At 66.2% G+C, this 13,801-nt stretch carries 13 protein-coding genes and 1 tRNA gene; 8 read left to right on the top strand and 6 right to left on the bottom strand.

Features of this window, described 5'->3' with window-relative positions; genetic code table 11:
• Positions 1 to 10 precede the first annotated feature (10 nt).
• A complete protein-coding gene (locus tag AC1C2N_RS07850; RefSeq protein WP_495433555.1) occupies positions 11 to 988 on the top strand; it encodes a ribokinase in 978 nt (325 codons plus the stop codon).
• 165 nt (positions 989 to 1,153) lie between these two features.
• Positions 1,154 to 2,023, top strand: a complete 870-nt coding sequence (locus AC1C2N_RS07845) for a sugar phosphate isomerase/epimerase family protein (RefSeq protein WP_483406140.1) — start codon at positions 1,154 to 1,156, stop codon at positions 2,021 to 2,023.
• Between the two features lie 13 nt (positions 2,024 to 2,036).
• On the opposite strand, the gene AC1C2N_RS07840 is transcribed toward AC1C2N_RS07845, so the two are convergent.
• The gene (locus AC1C2N_RS07840) at positions 2,037 to 2,870 is read right to left on the bottom strand and encodes an oxidoreductase (RefSeq protein WP_495433553.1); all 834 of its coding nucleotides are present in this window, start codon (positions 2,868 to 2,870) and stop codon (positions 2,037 to 2,039) included.
• Between the two features lie 128 nt (positions 2,871 to 2,998).
• Between AC1C2N_RS07840 and AC1C2N_RS07835 the strand changes: the two genes are divergently transcribed.
• Entirely contained in the window at positions 2,999 to 3,532 is a 534-nt protein-coding gene (locus tag AC1C2N_RS07835; protein WP_495433552.1) for a GNAT family N-acetyltransferase, read from the top strand.
• Here the strand turns inward: AC1C2N_RS07835 and AC1C2N_RS07830 are convergent.
• Positions 3,529 to 5,286: a MinD/ParA family ATP-binding protein gene (locus AC1C2N_RS07830; protein ID WP_495433551.1), complete on the bottom strand. Its 1,758-nt coding sequence runs from the start codon at positions 5,284 to 5,286 to the stop codon at positions 3,529 to 3,531. The two genes, AC1C2N_RS07835 and AC1C2N_RS07830, sit on opposite strands and share 4 nt — an antisense overlap.
• A 202-nt stretch (positions 5,287 to 5,488) precedes the next feature.
• On the opposite strand from AC1C2N_RS07830, the gene AC1C2N_RS07825 reads away from it, so the two are divergent.
• A complete protein-coding gene (locus tag AC1C2N_RS07825; protein WP_495433550.1) occupies positions 5,489 to 6,286 on the top strand; it encodes an isocitrate lyase/PEP mutase family protein in 798 nt (265 codons plus the stop codon).
• Between the two features lie 90 nt (positions 6,287 to 6,376).
• On the opposite strand, the gene AC1C2N_RS07820 is transcribed toward AC1C2N_RS07825, so the two are convergent.
• Together AC1C2N_RS07820 and dcd are read right to left on the bottom strand one after the other, a co-directional pair.
• A complete protein-coding gene (locus AC1C2N_RS07820; protein WP_483406145.1) occupies positions 6,377 to 6,895 on the bottom strand; it encodes a hypothetical protein in 519 nt (172 codons plus the stop codon).
• Between the two features lie 18 nt (positions 6,896 to 6,913).
• Positions 6,914 to 7,519, bottom strand: a complete 606-nt coding sequence (gene dcd / locus AC1C2N_RS07815; RefSeq protein ID WP_483406146.1) for a dCTP deaminase — start codon at positions 7,517 to 7,519, stop codon at positions 6,914 to 6,916.
• Positions 7,520 to 7,577: 58 nt separating this feature from the next.
• On the opposite strand from dcd, the gene AC1C2N_RS07810 reads away from it, so the two are divergent.
• Together AC1C2N_RS07810 and AC1C2N_RS07805 are read left to right on the top strand one after the other, a co-directional pair.
• Positions 7,578 to 7,648: transfer RNA gene (locus AC1C2N_RS07810), tRNA-Gly, on the top strand.
• A 115-nt stretch (positions 7,649 to 7,763) separates the two neighbouring features.
• Complete coding sequence (locus AC1C2N_RS07805) at positions 7,764 to 9,653, top strand: FUSC family protein (RefSeq protein WP_495433549.1); 1,890 nt, start codon at positions 7,764 to 7,766, stop codon at positions 9,651 to 9,653.
• Positions 9,654 to 9,668: 15 nt separating this feature from the next.
• Here the strand turns inward: AC1C2N_RS07805 and AC1C2N_RS07800 are convergent, their stop codons facing one another.
• Positions 9,669 to 10,559 (bottom strand): alpha/beta fold hydrolase, encoded by an 891-nt coding sequence (locus tag AC1C2N_RS07800; RefSeq protein ID WP_483406148.1) that lies wholly within the window; start codon positions 10,557 to 10,559, stop codon positions 9,669 to 9,671.
• An 85-nt stretch (positions 10,560 to 10,644) separates the two neighbouring features.
• Between AC1C2N_RS07800 and AC1C2N_RS07795 the strand changes: the two genes are divergently transcribed.
• Positions 10,645 to 11,127, top strand: coding sequence for a MarR family winged helix-turn-helix transcriptional regulator (locus AC1C2N_RS07795; protein ID WP_495433548.1), 483 nt, complete (start codon positions 10,645 to 10,647; stop codon positions 11,125 to 11,127).
• An 84-nt stretch (positions 11,128 to 11,211) separates the two neighbouring features.
• Here AC1C2N_RS07795 and AC1C2N_RS07790 read toward each other — a convergent pair whose 3' ends face one another.
• Positions 11,212 to 11,784, bottom strand: coding sequence for a chloramphenicol phosphotransferase CPT family protein (locus AC1C2N_RS07790; RefSeq protein ID WP_495433547.1), 573 nt, complete (start codon positions 11,782 to 11,784; stop codon positions 11,212 to 11,214).
• Between the two features lie 61 nt (positions 11,785 to 11,845).
• Here AC1C2N_RS07790 and AC1C2N_RS07785 point away from each other — a divergent pair, with 61 nt between their 5' ends.
• Positions 11,846 to 13,774 carry a dipeptidyl-peptidase 5 gene (locus AC1C2N_RS07785; RefSeq protein ID WP_495433546.1) on the top strand — a complete coding sequence of 643 codons (1,929 nt, stop codon included), beginning with the start codon at positions 11,846 to 11,848 and terminating at the stop codon, positions 13,772 to 13,774.
• Positions 13,775 to 13,801 lie beyond the last annotated feature (27 nt).

Raw genomic sequence — 13,801 nt, 5'->3', positions numbered from 1 at the left:
AAGCCTCTGGATGAGCGATACATCCCAGCAGAAGGACACCATGAGTTCCCGAACCTCAGCATCGGCATCCGGTGGCGTGCTCATCGTCGGAAGCATCAACGTCGATCTCACGACCTTCTCGTCGAGGCTCCCGGCTCGAGGCGAGACGATCATCGGCGACGAGTTCACCCTCGTGCTCGGCGGCAAGGGTGCGAACCAGGCCGTCGCCGCCGGACTCGCCGGCGGCAACGCGCACATGGTCGGTTGCGTGGGCACCGACCTCTTCTCCGACGTAGCGAGCAGCGGGCTGGCGGATGCCGGCGTGCACGTCGACCACGTCCGCTCGGTTCCGGGGCCAACAGGAGTAGCGCACATCCGGGTTGACTCATCGGGTGAAAACGACATTGTGGTGGTTCCGCTCGCGAACTCGTCACTCAGCGAGTCACACATCGACGACGCGTTCGAGGCCATCGGGTCGAGCTGCCGGGTTCTGCTCACCCAGCTCGAGATCCCGTGGGCGCTCACGCAGTACTCGATCAGGAAGGCGCACGACGCCGGCCTCACCGTCGTTCTCGACCCAGCGCCGGCCACGGCCCTCGACGACGCGATCTGGCCACTCGTCGACATCGTCACTCCGAACGAGACAGAGGCCGCCATCCTCACCGGCATCGAGGTGACCGACGAAGCATCGGCGGTCGAGGCCGGTCGCTGGTTCACCTCCCGCGGCGCGACCAGTGCCCTCATCACCATGGCGGCTGCTGGAGCGGTTCTGGTCACGGCGACGAGCGTCGAACGGTTCGACTCCATCCGGGTCACTGCCGTCGACACAACGGCAGCCGGTGATGCGTTCGCCGGTTACCTCGGTGCTTCACTCGCCGACGGCCTCGACCTCGCCGCTGCGATCCGGCGCGCGATCGCCGCTGGAGCGCTCACCGTGACGCGACAGGGCGCTTCCCCGAGCCTCCCCCACCGTGACGAGGTCGACGCGCTCCTCGCTCATACCCGCTGAGTCCAGCGGGCGTTGAGCGCCCCGGGTCGGGTTCGGGGTCAGGTTTGGGCCTCATACCGGGGTCACGATTCGGCCGCACGGCCTGTCCCTCTCCCGCACCGCGGAGTAATCTCTGCCGGAACGGGCTTCGCACCGGCGCGGCCACCGGGGTGGAAGGACACGATCGTGCTCATCGGCGCACACGCTCTCGTCTTCTCAGGCTCATTCGACGCCGCGGGGCTGACCCTCGCGATCGAGAAGACGAAACAGGCAGGATTTGACCTGATCGAAATCCCCCTCATGGACCCTTTTCATTTCGATCGGATGCTTGCGGCTCGCCTTCTGCAGGACAACGAGCTCGCGGTCAGTGCGTCGCTCGGCCTGAGCGAGGCAACCGACCTCACGAGCGACGACCCCGATGTCGTGGCTCGAGGCGAACGGATGCTCGAGGAGTGCCTCGACATCGTGCACGCGATGGGTGGGACCAACCTCTGCGGCGTGATCTACAGCGCCATGAAGAAGTACATGACGCCCGCGACCCCGGCTGGTCGCGCGTCGAGCGCCGCCGCACTCGCCCGGCTGGCGTCACGGGCCGAGGGCCTCGGCATCCGTATGTCACTCGAAGTCGTCAACCGTTACGAGACCAACGTGATGAACACGGGCAGGCAGGCGCTCGCGTTTCTCGACGAGGTGGGGCACGCCAACGTCTCAGTGCACCTCGACACGTACCACATGAACATCGAGGAGTCGGATCTGTACACCCCGGTCCTCGACGTCGGCGATCGGCTGGGTTACGCGCACGTCGGCGAGAGCCACCGCGGTTACCTGGGTTCAGGCACGGTGGACTTCGGCTCGTTCTTCCGCGGCCTCGCGCGGATCGGCTACGACGGGCCCGTCGTGTTCGAGTCGTTCTCGTCGGCCGTGGTGAACGAGGACCTCAGCAGGATGCTCGGCATCTGGCGCAACCTGTGGGACGACTCAGACGACCTCGGCGCGCACGCCAACCGCTTCATCCGCACCCAGCTGCGTGCCGTGGAGTCCATCACGCTGCACTAGACGAAAGAGCCGCCTATTCCTCCGGGTAACCGGTACTGAGGCTGAGGTCGCGCCAGGTGTCAGCGTCCTGCCGCTCCCGATCAGCCAGCGTCTCGAACCCGTCCATGGCGTCGGCGCCGAGCAGCAAGAGGAGGGGTGCGTTCGGCGATTCGACCGCCGTGATGATCGCCTCGGCGGCCAGCGCCGGGTTGCCCGGCTGGGTGCCGTGCACCGTGTCGTTTTCCTTCCTCCGCTTGCCAGCGGTCTCGGCGTAGTCCGGGATGGCGGTCTCAGACTGTGCCAGCGAGCGCCCGGCGAAGTCGGTGCGAAAGCCGCCCGGTTCGACGACGGTGACGGCGATTCCGAGCGGTTCCAGCTCCTTGCGGAGGGAGCCGGACATGCCCTCGAGGGCCGCCTTCGACGCCGCGTAGTACCCCGACCCCGGGGGCGTGAGGCGCACGCCGATAGAGGAAATGTTGACGATGGCGCCGGAGCGGCGTTCCCGCATCGGGGGCAGGACCGCCTTGATCATGGCGACGGCTCCGAAGAAGTTGGTGTCGAAGAGCCGCTTGACGTCTTCGGGGGTGGCTTCCTCCACGGCGGACCGATACCCGTAGCCCGCGTTGTTCACGAGCACGTCGACGGCGCCGAACCGGCGCTCCGCCTCTCGAACGGCTGACTCGATCTGCGCCGGGTCGGTCACGTCCAGCGAGAGCGCGAGGGCGGAGTCGGGAGACGTGCCGGCGATGTCCTGCACCGTCGACGCGTCGCGCGCCGTGACGACGACGTTGTTGCCGTGGGCGAGCACGGCGGTCGCGAGCGCGCGACCGAGGCCTGTCGAGCAGCCGGTGATGAGCCAGGTGGACATCTGAGTTCCTTTCGACGGGCGCCGGGCGGGAGAGGCCGACGCGCTCCGAGACTAGTGGTGAGCGCCGGGACACGGAAAGGGCTTGCACTGGACCGCGGGAGCCCTCGTTGTGCCGGTAGATTTGGTCGATGCGCGACGCCACGTTCTCCATCCGCCCCACCACCGATGCCGACTGGCGCGAGGTCAGAAGACTCCGTCTTGAAATGCTCGCGGACACTCCGATCGCTTTCGGCGAGACGCTCGCGCACGCACAGGCCGTGGGCGAAGCCGAGTGGCGGATGCGAGGCAGGCGAGGCACGAGCGACGGTGGAACCGTGCTCGTAGCAATCACGGCCGACGGCCGCTGGGTGGGCACGATGGGTACGTACACGCCGAACGGCAGCACGGTGCCGATGCTCGTCGGCGTCTACGTCACTCCGGAGTTCCGGGGTGAAGCGGCCGGCGTCACCTCCGCTCTCCTCGAGGGCGTCGAGCAGTGGTCAAGGGAACGATCCGACCGGATCACCCTGCACGTTCACGAAGACAACGCCCGGGCGCACGCGTACTACGCGAAGAAGGGCTACCGCGACACCGGCGTGACCGTGCCGTACGACCTCGAGCCGGGTAAACGCCAACTCGAGATGGTCAAGATCCTGGTGCCGGGCGAGGCCAGGTCCTCCTAGAGTCCGTCGGCCACCGCCGCCGTCACCTGGAGCCACGCTTCGCGAGTCTGCGGAGAGAGCACGTCGACGTTGAGGGGACCGCCGCCCTGGAAGCCGGGGTCGTACGGCACCTCGAGCACCACGCGGGTGAGGGCCGAAAAGTGGCTGTGCAGTCGCTGGGACAGCTCGGGCTGCACGGTGTCTCCTGGTGACGAGAGGATCGTCACGGCCTGGCTGACCTTGTCCTGGTGCCCCTTCTGCCTGAGCCCGTCGATGAGCCACGCAGCACTCGCCGCGGTTTCCTCGTTCACCGTGGTGACGACGACGAGCTGGTCGGCCGCTTCGACGGCCGCTTCCCAGTTGGATGCGCGCATGTTGTTGCCCGTGTCGATCACGAGTACGCGATAGAACCGGCTGAGTGTCGAGTGGAGGCTGCGGAAGGCATCCGCATCGATGGTGGAGGACGCGGCGGCATCCTCGTCAGAAGCGAGCACATCGAACTGGGCGTCGCCCTGCCCGCGCACGTAGTTGTCGAGGTACCCGACGCGCGCCGACTCGACATCGGAGAACCGTCCGAGGTCGCGAAGCAGGTCGACCGCGGTGTTGGAGTGCACCGAGGGCTGGGCCCGCCAGCCGAGGGTGCCGCGGGTTTCGTTGTTGTCCCAGGCGAGCGTTGATCCACCGCGGTGGGTACCGAAGGTCGCGGCGAGCAACAGGGTTGCGGTCGTCTTGTGCGCTCCACCCTTCGGGTTGAGCACGACGATGGTCCGCGGCCCCTTGAGGCTTCGCTGGACCCGCCGGATCGCATCGCGGTGGGCTCGCTCGACCTTGCCTGGGCGCGGCGAGATCAGTCCGCCGGTCACGCGACGGACGGCTCCCTGCCAGCCCTGTTTCGCCGGACCCTCCGGCGCCGATGGCCGTGACTGGAGGAAGTCCTCGAGGGTGGGCGCGACGCCCGGTTCACCGTCCGATGGCGAGGATGTCGAAGCGGATGCCTTCTCCCGTCTGCTCGATGACGGCAACAGCTGGTCAAACGTAAGCTCTGTTGCCTCCGCCTCCGCCTCCGCCTCCGCCGAGTCAGGTTCCTCGGTGGTTTTTCCGGCAGCGGACCGTGCAGTCGTGAATGGAGTGACCTCGGCTGGCGCGGCGGATCCGGAATTGTGGTGCGACAGGTCGCTCTCCTCTGAATAGGACCGGAAGGTTGACCTCCGTGTCGGTGCTGGCTCGAAGCTTCTGTCGTTGTGCGGCGTCGGCTCGGATCCGGACTCGGCGAAGTCGATGAGGTCATCGATGCCGAAGGGGGGCGGGGGAATCACCGGGGTGGCCTCGCCGAAGGCGGGGTTCAGCACGGCTCGAGCCGGTGCTGACCCGCGGACTGATCCTTCCGCTGGAGACGATGGGCGGGGCGGCCTGGTCTCGGGTGCCCGCTCCTTCGCGCGGGCGGACTCGCTTCTGGACTCAGCAGCTGTCGCATCGCGCGCCGAGGCAGCGGCATCCGGCACAACAGGACCTTCCGACTCGACGTTGCCGTCGGGGTGAACAGACAGCAGGTAAACGCCGTCGAGATCGGTGATGGCCACCAGCACCCGTTGGTTGCGCGCCTTCGCCTCGTCGGTGACACGCGCAATGATCGCGGCTCGAACCTCCGCGACGTCATTTGCGCGAATGTCGGACTGTGCGCCGTCGACCGAGATCGTGCCTGTACCGTCGGCTCGGGCTACGGCTGTTATCCACGGCTCATTCGGCTCAGTGGACTCGTTCGGCTCGTTCGACACGTCAAGTCACCATCTCTATCAGCGGCTGATCAGTACCCGTGCGGGCGTCAGATTGGCCGGTTTCCAACTACCAGTATCGCCTGACCCACATTCGGGGGGCGAATCCGGGCCGCCCCCTCACCGCTGAGCGACGCTGCAGCAACCGTGTTCGCGATTCAGTTATGGGTGGCGCCGAGGCATCCGACCTGTCCAGACTGGGGAGATGACGACTCAACTCGAGAAAGCTCAACTGCTCAACCGCCTCCACGCCCCCGGTGATCCGCTCATCGTGACGAACGTGTGGGATGCCATCACGGCGAAGATCGTCTCAGAGGCCCCGGGAGTGCGTGCCCTCGCGAGCGCTTCACACTCGGTCTCCTTCGCGCGGGGCGTGCCCGACAACGAGGGACTCACCGTCGATGCCGCGATCGAGGCGGCGCGCATCATCGCCGGTGCCGTCGACCTGCCGCTCTCGGTCGATTTCGAGAAGGGCTACGCCCCGGATGCCGCCGGCGTCGGTGACAACGTTCGTCGCCTGATCGAAGAATCCGGTGCTGTCGGCATCAACATCGAGGACTCCCTCGAGGCAGCCAACGGCCCGCAGCGCAGTATCGACGACTCGGTCGCCCGCGTTGCCGCCGCCCGCGGCGCCGGTGACGCGACCGGCATCCCGCTCGTGATCAATGCCCGCGTCGACACGCTCGCCGGTGGTGGCGAGTGGGAGGAAGCGGTCACGCGGGCGAACGCGTACCTCGAAGCGGGGGCCGACGTGATCTTCTTCCTCGGGCTGAGCGATGAGGATCGCGTGAAGCGCGCGCTCGACGAGGTGAACGGGCGCCTCTCCACGATCGGTGGGCTCGGCGGCATCCCCCTCAAGAGGCTCGCCGAACTGGGAATCTCCCGCGTCAGCTTCGGCCCGCAGACCCTCGGCCTCACCCTCGCTGCGCTGCAGCGTGCGGCGACGACGCTGACGGCGCTCGGCGACTACCCCGAGGACCTCAGCTTCCGGTTCGAGCTGTAGCGGGCACCCAACGCATCAGTTCCGGTCGAGAACATCAGGCGCAACTGGTGTTCTCGACCGCAACTGATGCTCTCGCGGCACGCGCGGCGGTCAGCTGACGCGCATGCCCTCATTGTGCTCGTTGAGCACCCACGTGGTTCCCTCGTCTTCCGAGACGAAACTCTCCCACCGGTAGGAGTGCTCGGTGATCTTCGAGAAGTTCCAGCGGATGAGCAGACCGTCGTTCCGCGTTCCGTCCTGACGGATGCCGTCGCGCTTGTGCGCGGTGGCGACAAGATGCGCGTATTCGCCGCGCTCCGGCTCGAAGTAGCTCACGCGCCAGGCACCCATGTCGCGGTCGTAGACCCGGACCGCGGTTGAGATGGTTTCGAAGCCGTCCTCTGTTGGCGTGAGCGCGACATCCTGAACGGCCTTCCCGTCCAAAATAAACCCGACCACCCAGACGAAGTCCGACTCATGCCAGTTCCCTGTGGCCTCATCCATGCGGCGTGAGTGCACGTTCCAGCGACCGACAAGCCGACCGAAGCGGAACATCCGATTCGGGTATCTCTCGGTGGCCGCATCCGATATGAGTGCGTCAGCGAACGAAAGGTCGATGGGGTCACTCATGGCGGTGGCCTTTCTTGCCTAGCTGCCGGCGCTGCCGGCGTCGATGAGGCCGACGTCGGTGCGGTGGAAGTTCTTGAACGAGCGGGATGCGGTCGGGCCGCGCTGACCCTGATAACGGGAACTGTACGCTGCTGAGCCGTACGGGTTCTCAGCCGGGGAGGTCAGCCGGAAGAAACAGAGCTGGCCGATCTTCATGCCGGGCCAGAGCTTGATCGGGAGGGTCGCGACGTTGGACAGTTCGAGGGTCACGTGGCCGGAGAACCCCGGGTCGATGAAGCCGGCTGTCGAGTGCGTCAGCAGACCGAGGCGGCCGAGTGAGCTCTTGCCCTCGAGCCGGGCAGCGATGTCATCGGCGAGCGAGACCTGTTCGAACGTTGCGCCGAGCACGAATTCACCCGGGTGCAGGATGAACGGTTCGTCTGGCTTCGTTTCGATGAGGTGGGTGAGCTCTGGCTGGTCTTCGGCCGGGTCGATGTAGGGGTACTTGTGGTTGTCGAACAGCCTGAAGTAGCGGTCGAGGCGCACGTCGATGCTCGAAGGCTGGATCATCTCGGAGTGGGACGGTTCAAGACCGATGCGTCCGGATGCCAGCTCTGCCTTGATGTCGCGGTCGGAGAGAAGCACGAGGTCAGTTTATCTGGCGCGTCTTGCTAAGATTGCGAACGTCGCCGTACGGCGTCACGCGGATGTAGTTCAATGGTAGAACTTCAGCTTCCCAAGCTGATAGCGCGGGTTCGATTCCCGTCATCCGCTCTCCCAGGCCCGACAGCGGACCCGCCGGTCCCCGATCCGTGAAGGTCAGGCGCGCGACCGACGCCAAGGACCTCGGCCTCTGCCACCTCCCACGCCCCCTCTTTACCGTCGAGGCATGAACGCGTCACGCAACACTCGAGGCGGGTCTGCGCAGGGTGCCGGTGGCGCCGAGGGATCCACGGAGTCCAAGGCCAAACGTCCGAACGCCAGGCACCCCAAGGGCAGTCCGATAGTGATCGTCCTCATGATCATTGTGGTCCTTCCCTCCGTGCTCCTCGCCGACGCGTGGGGAGCCGGCGCAGCGGGGATCATCGGCGGCCTGACGGGTATGTTCTCGCTGGTGGTATTTATGGGCGGCCCTCTGAAGCCTGACCTCCGCGTGATCGCGGTAATGGGACCGCTTCTGGTCGTCGCCGCGGTCGTTCCGCGCCTCGTGGCTGAGGCGTCTCGCCCCGCGGCGATTGCGCTCGTCGTTGTGCTCATTTTCGTGGCCGCATTGCTTCCGCTGATCGGGCCACGCTTCGCCAACGCCGGCATGGGGCTGGGGATGACCACGGTGTTCGGTTACGGCTACGCTCCAGCCGGCGGAGCCGACCACCGACAGGTGATCGTGGCCGCCGTCGCCGGCGTCGCCGTCGCTCTGCTGCTGCGGGTTCTGATGGGGATCTCGGACCCGTCGAAGCCGACAAGGGAGCAGGTCGCCAATGTGCTCGTTGCGGATGATCCGGGCGCGGCCACCGCCACCGCGTTCGGCACCTGGCTGAGCGACGGCAGGCAGCGATGGCTGGCTGACGCACTCGAGGGGGCCTCCCGCTACCGGCGGGCCCTGCACACCGCAGAGCTGTCCGACGCGAGCGGTTCGGCCGACACCGAGATTCGCGCCCGGGCCCACACGCTGGCCGAGCAGCTGACATCCAAGCCGGGACGGAACAACAATCCGGTCACAACCTCGCCGCCTTCGTCGACGTCGGCCCCCACCGGGTCACCTCTCGCCGAGGCCGCAAGCGGCCTGGACGCCGTTGAGCAGGCAATGCTGGATCATGACGCCTCACCGGTTAACCTCGATCGCGATCGGCGGCGCCAACTTCAGGATGCAGTGCTGCATCCGTCCGCGAGGCTGCGGTCCATCCAGGTCAGGCACGCGTTCCGCACCGCGCTCGCAATTCTTCTCATGCTGTTGATCACGTCCGGCCTGCAGCGCGGCGATCCCCTGGTCTCCACCGCACTGCTGGCTACGTTCGGCATCATGCAGGCCAGCTGGAACGACACCGCCACCAAGGCGAGGAACAAGATCATCGGCCTGGTCGCGGGCTCGCTCACAGTCGCGTTGGTCCTGCTGTTCGTCCCGACCCGCTACCTCACCCTCGTCGCAGTGGTCGCGCTGTGTCTGGGGCTGTGGTTCATCGCCACCCGCCCCGCGCTTGGCAATGCTTTCATGGTTATCGTCAGCGTCGGCTTCAATTCAGCGACCCGCGACCTGAACCCGGTGAACCTTCTGGCGCAATACGTCGGACTCACAGCGGCAGCGGTGCTCATCGGATGGGTTCTCGGCTTCATGGTCATCCCCGCGTTCCGACCAGCCCCCCTGCGACAACGGATCGAGACAGCGACCCAGGCCACCGCGTCCGCCCTGCGTGCATCTTCGAACCGCGCTGGTCCGCCGGGGCCAGAGGAGCTCGCCCTGTTCCGGGACGCAACACGCACGCAGGACGAGCTGGTTCCCGACCGCGACCGGCTCGATGACAGGCAGCTCGCCGAGCTGGACACGCTGCGCTCCGGGTTGCGGGATTTGACCGCGCTGGCCGACGCCACCGAGCTGACCAGCGGCGAGCTGGATCAGGTGATCAAGGCGCTGAGCCCCGATGACCGGGGCAGCCGGGAGGAACAGGGCGGCACTACCCCCGAGGCCTCCGGCGCGGCATCCTCCTCGACTCTGTGGAACCTGGCCCAGCAGACCGGCTCAGCCGAACGAGACCTGTTGCGGACGCTGCCGGCCGGCACCTGAGAACACTCGGTGTTCCTACTGATCATCCACCCGTCTCACAAAGTCCAGAACAGCGGATGCCAGCTCCGCGGGTGCCTCCTGGGCAACGAGGTGACCGACGCCCTCGATGTGCACCGCCGTGAGCTCTCCAGCCGCCACCGGGCGAAACGACTGCTCTGTGAATGGGGAATTGGCGCCGTCGACGGCGAGGACGGGGACGCGCAAGGGATGCGCCTCGGCGAGCGCCCGAGTCGCCCCCTTGTCCGTGAACAGGGAACGGTAGAGGCCTTCCGTACCGCGCCAGGCGTTCGGCCGCGAGTACGTGCGAACGAACTCATCGAGGTCCTCTGCACGGATTGCACCGGCCGTGCCGTTCATCATCGGGTAAGCCCAGTCAGCCAGGAGCTCGCGTTCGTGTCCGGGCAGGAGCATCGAAGGGATGCCGGGAGTGCCAAGAAATCCGACATGCCACGAACCAAAGGCGTTGACGTCGGCAAGCGCCTCGAGACCGAACCCGGCAAGGGAGGATTCGACCGCTGTGAAGCTTCGCACCTCATCCGGATGGGACGCAGCGAACCGGAACGCCACGCCTCCGCTGATGTCCTGAGCGAGAAGATGCACAGGGCCAGCCCCCAGATGTGTGACGAAGTGGTGGAGGTCGTCGGCCAGGGCCTGCTCGCTGTAATCGTTAGCGGTGGTGCTCGAGTCGCCGAATCCACGCAGGTCGAGAGCGTAAACCCGGTGGGACTCCGCAAGCAGCGGAATGAGGCCCCTGAATGCCCACCACGTCTCAGGCCAGCCGTGCACGAGCAGGATAGGTGAACCGGACGTACCGGCGGTGACGTAGTGCAGCTCGGTGCCGTTGAGCTGAGCTCGATGGTGGGAGACGCCGGGGATGGTTGCGCCGAGTGCCGCAGTGGCGGACATATCGTTCTCCTTAATAGACAATCTTGTTGTCCATCAACCATAGACAACAAGGTTGTCTATATCAACCCTGGCTTAGACTTCCCCTATGTCTCGGAAGGGTGGCGACCTAGCGCTGCTGATGCTTGCGGGGTTCCGCACTCTTGCCGACAGAGCCACCGCCGAACTGGCGCGGCGAGGCCACGATGACTTTCGTCCGGTGCACGATTTCGCGCTTCACTCGATCCTCTCCGGCGCCGAAAACGCGTCAGAACTGGGCCGAGCGATGTCGGTAACAAAGCAGGCTGCGGCACGAACGATCGCTGTCCTGGAAGAACGGGGCTACGTCGCCAGGGAGCCGGACGAGGCGGATCGCCGGAAGATGCGCCTGCGGGTCACCGAGCGCGGGACAGCTCTTCTGCGCGAGGGCGAGGCCGTATTCGATGAGATGCGGGATGAGCTCCAGAAGCAGGTGGGCGCAGAATCACTCGCCATCACGGAAGCCACACTGCGCGCGCTCGTTGGCGACAATGCGATTCGCCTCGACTCCCCCGGCTGGGCCGCCGACGTCGACACCGACGCTCGCTCCTGACCGTCGACCTGAGAACGTCCGACTCAGGCAGGCAGCCCACACAGGGCAGGTCAGACGGGGCAGCTCAGACGGGGCAGCCCTTGCCTACGAACGGATAAGGGACGGCGCCCGCACTCCGAGGTGTCTCACTATTGCCCAGGCGCATTCCTCGGCCGGCCTGGAGGTCGTGTCCACCTCGAGGTCGTAGCTCACGCCGGTGTGCACACTCAGGGCCTGTTGCCGCGCCATTCCCTCTGCCCGGTCAGGCCGCCGCGCTTCGCGGGATGCAGCAACGTCGGCCTCGCAATGGACACCCACCCACAACATCCCGGTATCGCTGAACGTTGAACGCAGACTCTCCTGCCCGGTACCCCCGGAGAGAAAAACTTCGTCGAGGATCATGTGCGCCCCAGCCGCTGTCATCGCGCTGAGGCCGGCATACCAGCTTCGTTCGAGCGCCCGATACTCGTCGCTGAAGGTGATCGTGCCGTCGTGCTCAAACGTGACCCCGGCTCGCGGGCTGTCACCCCGACCCGGAAGTGCGTCGATGAAGGTGTCGACGCCGAAGGTCAACCAGACGCCGGGGAGCATTTCCTGCAGCGCTCGCGCGATCGACGATTTACCTGAACTGGATCCGCCGTTCAGCGCGATCACTGTGGGGTTGCGACTGGCAGACACTCTCCGAGCGTAGCCACATTGGCTGCCCCCCTGAAAACACAAGGGCTGGCAGGATGTCGCCATGACGACAATCGCTCCGTACGGGTCCTGGCGCTCACCGATTTCCGCTCATGACCTCGCCGAAAGCGGGCACGCCGTGAGCGAGGGCACATGGGTGGGCGATGAGGTGTGGTGGCTCGAACTTCGACCGAGTGAGGGCGGCCGGTTCGCGGTCCGCACGACAGGTGAAAATGGCGATCCCATCGACATCCTGCCGGAGCCCTGGAATGCCCGGACGCGCGTGCACGAGTACGGCGGTGGAGCGTGGGCAGCGGACGACGACGGCACTCTCGTGTTCGCCGAGTTCACGGATCAGCGACTGTATCGCCTGGATCGTGGCAGCCGTCGTCCTGTACCGCTCACGAGCGCCGGTACCGGATTCCGCTTCGCAGATCTCACGTGGCGCGACGGCGAAATCATCGCCGTGCGCGAGACCCACTCTGGCGACCTCGTTGACAGAGACATCGTCGCGGTGCCGGTGGACGGCACTGCCGATGGCAACAACGAAGCGATCCGCTCCATCGTCACGGGTTCACACTTCCTCGCCTCTCCGACATTCTCCCCCGACGGCACACGCCTCGCCTGGATCGCGTGGGATCACCCGCAGATGCCATGGGACGGGACCGAGTTGCGGATCGGCGACCTCGACCGAGCGGGCCAGGTCGGCGAGTGGCGCACACTGGCGGGTTCAACGACCGAGTCTCTTCTGCAGCCCGAGTGGCGGGATGACGACCACCTGACGATCATCACCGACCGATCCGGCTGGTGGAATCTGGCCGAGGTTGATCTCGAGGGAAACGTCACACCGCTGCACCCGGACGACGCCGAATACGGCGACGCACTCTGGTTCGTCGGGCTGGCCTGGTATCGACTGCTGGCGGATGGCCGCATCCTTGCCGCGCGAACTCTCGGCCAGAGCGAACTCGTCATCATCGATCCGGCGACGGGCGCCAGCTCGGTCGTGGCCCAGCCGCTCACTCACATTGTCCTCGGACCGGTCCGCGGCACGAGTGTGCTGCTCGCGGGAGGCAGTGCGAAGGACGCACCCGGGCTTCGCCGTCTCGACCTCGACTCGGGAGAGATCACCGTGGTTCGACTCTCGGTCGATTCCCTCCCGGATGCCGGATACCTCCCCGTCGCTGAATCCCGGACGTTCGAGGGAGACCGGGAGGTTCATGCCATCGTCTATCCGCCCCGGAATGCAGATTTCGCGGCCCCCGATGGCGAGCTGCCACCGTTCGTCGCGTTCGTCCACGGTGGCCCAACCACCCGGGCACCGTTCGTCGTCAACCCCACGATCGCCTATTTCACCAGTCGCGGTATCGGTGTCGTCGACGTCAACTACGGCGGATCGACGGGATACGGGCGGGAGTATCGGGAGCGGTTGCGCGGGCAGTGGGGCATCGTCGACGTGGAAGACACCGTTGCCACCGTGCTTGGACTCGCGGACGCCGGACTCGCCGACCGGGCGCGCCTCGCGATCCGCGGAGGCTCGGCGGGCGGGTGGACGGTGCTCGCTGCGCTCACGAGTTCGGACGTGTTCGCGGCGGGTACCTCGTATTTCGGCGTGGCCGAGCTGACCCAGTTCGCCAGGGACACGCACGACTTCGAATCGCGCTACCTCGACGGGCTCATCGGTCCGCTTCCGGAAGCGGCCGATCTTTACCGGTCGCGTGCGCCGCTCAACCGGGTGGATAACCTCTCCACCCCTGTACTTCTTCTTCAGGGCCTCGACGACCCGATCGTGCCGCCGTCGCAAGCAGAGCTTTTCCGTGATGCCCTGGCACGGAAGGGCATCCCCCACGCATACATCGCCTTCGAGGGAGAGTCGCACGGCTTCCGTCGCGCGAGCACAATCGTGAGCGCGACGGAAGCCGAGTTGTCGTTCTACGGTCAGGTGATGGGGTTCGACCCGGTCGGCGTACCGCCGCTCGAACTCGTCAGCGAATAAATTCATCGGCCCGCCCTGCTCGCTCCC

This window comes from Mycetocola sp. Y791 (assembly GCF_059445325.1).
Note: the sequence above shows the minus strand (reverse complement) of the source record. Positions and strands in the feature narration are given on the sequence as shown.

Bases quoted from the DNA above. Each gene is read 5' to 3' on its own strand.
- AC1C2N_RS07800 (WP_483406148.1), bottom strand. From the start codon at position 10,559: ATGTCCGCCACTGCGGCACTCGGCGCAACCATCCCCGGCGTCTCCCAC.
- AC1C2N_RS07785 (WP_495433546.1), top strand. From the start codon at position 11,846: ATGACGACAATCGCTCCGTACGGGTCCTGGCGCTCACCGATTTCCGCT.
- AC1C2N_RS07825 (WP_495433550.1), top strand. From the start codon at position 5,489: ATGACGACTCAACTCGAGAAAGCTCAACTGCTCAACCGCCTCCACGCC.
- AC1C2N_RS07840 (WP_495433553.1), bottom strand. From the start codon at position 2,870: ATGTCCACCTGGCTCATCACCGGCTGCTCGACAGGCCTCGGTCGCGCG.
- AC1C2N_RS07820 (WP_483406145.1), bottom strand. From the start codon at position 6,895: ATGAGTGACCCCATCGACCTTTCGTTCGCTGACGCACTCATATCGGAT.
- AC1C2N_RS07850 (WP_495433555.1), top strand. From the start codon at position 11: ATGAGCGATACATCCCAGCAGAAGGACACCATGAGTTCCCGAACCTCA.
- AC1C2N_RS07835 (WP_495433552.1), top strand. From the start codon at position 2,999: ATGCGCGACGCCACGTTCTCCATCCGCCCCACCACCGATGCCGACTGG.
- AC1C2N_RS07795 (WP_495433548.1), top strand. From the start codon at position 10,645: ATGTCTCGGAAGGGTGGCGACCTAGCGCTGCTGATGCTTGCGGGGTTC.
- AC1C2N_RS07805 (WP_495433549.1), top strand. From the start codon at position 7,764: ATGAACGCGTCACGCAACACTCGAGGCGGGTCTGCGCAGGGTGCCGGT.